The organism is Exiguobacterium sp. s168, from assembly GCF_018619035.1.
GTDB lineage: Bacteria > Bacillota > Bacilli > Exiguobacteriales > Exiguobacteriaceae > Exiguobacterium_A > Exiguobacterium_A acetylicum.
Genome location: NZ_JACSNE010000056.1, coordinates 1 through 1727, shown reverse-complemented (window position 1 = coordinate 1727; position 1727 = coordinate 1). Strand labels below are relative to the sequence as shown.

The following is a 1727-nucleotide window of genomic DNA, read 5'->3' as shown; positions in this document are numbered from 1 at the left end:
GAGGCCACTGAAAAACTTCAATACTTTGTATCGTATTGAACAGTTTAAGACGAAGATACCGGATTTCCACTCAGGGAATCCGGTATCTTTTCTATTTTAAGAAATATATGATTCCCTTTCGGGAATAGATAACTATCATACATTCCCAATGAGGAGGAGATTTCGATGATGCCCGATTCGCCCAAACCATCAAATAGTCCCTATGCCGCGCTATACGACATCCTCATTCCTGCTGACCATGAATACCGGAGACTTCATGATGTAATCTCCTTCGACTTCGTATATGACGAACTCAAAGATACTTATTGTCATGACAACGGTCGGATGGCTGTTCATCCCATTCAAATGTTCAAATATTTATTCCTCAAGGCATATGCGAACTTGTCAGACGTTGATTTGATCAGACGGGCAAAGACGGATCTTGCATTTAAACTCTTCCTCGACCTTGCGCCAGAAGCGGATGTCATAAATCCGTCCTCTCTCACTAAATTCCGTCGACTACGTCTTCGTGACAGTGGTCTGCTAGACCGGATGATTGCGCATACTGTTCAAATCGCAAAGGCCAACGGCCTCTTGAAGAACGACCTATTGATTGTCGATGCGACACACTCGCAAGCTCGCTATGGGCGTAAATCACTTCGACAGGCAGTAAACGAGGAAGCAACAGCGCTACGACATGCTTGTTATGTACTGTCTCCTCAGTTAAAAGGCTGTTTTCCTGACAAAGTAGATGAGGGAAATATAAAGGATTTGTTGGAGTACTCACTAAGTGTAGTCCACGTCGTTGAGACAGAGGCACCCCAACTGATGGCACGTGAACATATATGTGAGCGAGTAAATCGATTGCGTGAACTGGTCGAGGATGGACAGATTGAGCTATCCATCTCGCGTGACAAAGATGCCCGGACCGGGCATAAAAGCGCAGATTCTTCATTTTTTGGCTACAAGCACCATCTAGCGATGACGGCCGAGCGAATTATTACGGCTGTCGTGGTCACAAGTGGCGAGGCGGCGGATGGAAAACACTTGCCGGCACTCATCGCTAAAAGTCATCAAGCCGGATTCTGTTTTACTCATATCGTCGGAGATGCAGCTTACTCTGGCAAAGACAATCTCATGCATGCTGCTTCCCAAGGTTGTCGAATTGTAGCTCCGCTATCCCCTCAGATTTCATCAGCGGCTTCTAATCGAAAAGAAGGATTTGACTACAATAAGGACGCCGGTCGATACGTGTGTCCGGCAGGACACATGGCTATACGGAAGGCACGGACCGGTCGCAAAAATATAGGAAGTAATCAGTTAGAAACCCATTACTTCAATGTAGAACTTTGTCGAGTATGTCCTTTACAAGAGGGTTGCTATACACCAGGTGCTCAGACGAAAACACACAGTCATGCCTTACGCTCCCAAGAACATAGTGAGCAGTTGGAATACGAACAGACTGAGGAATATAAGCAGTTCCGAAAGGAACGCTATAAAATCGAGGCGAAGAACAGTGAACTTAAAAATCGACATGGTTTGGCGAAAAATCAATCGTCAGATTTAATTGGCATGACCATACAAAGTGCAATGACTATATTTGTAGTCAATTCAAAGCGAATCATGACTTTACTGGACGGTGCAAAAGATTAATGGGATAGAAAAGGTGCTCCATCCACAAAAATATATGTGGATGGAGCACCTTTTCTGTTTTAGACCACTTTATCTAGAGGTTTTTCAGTGGCCTC

At 44.8% G+C, this 1727-nt stretch carries 1 protein-coding gene; it reads left to right on the top strand.

Going from position 1 to position 1727, the window contains the following annotated elements:
• Positions 1–165: 165 nt before the first annotated feature.
• Positions 166–1632, top strand: a complete 1467-nt coding sequence (locus KNQ15_RS16520; protein WP_214730118.1) for an IS1182 family transposase — start codon at positions 166–168, stop codon at positions 1630–1632.
• The last annotated feature ends 95 nt before the right edge of the window (positions 1633–1727 follow it).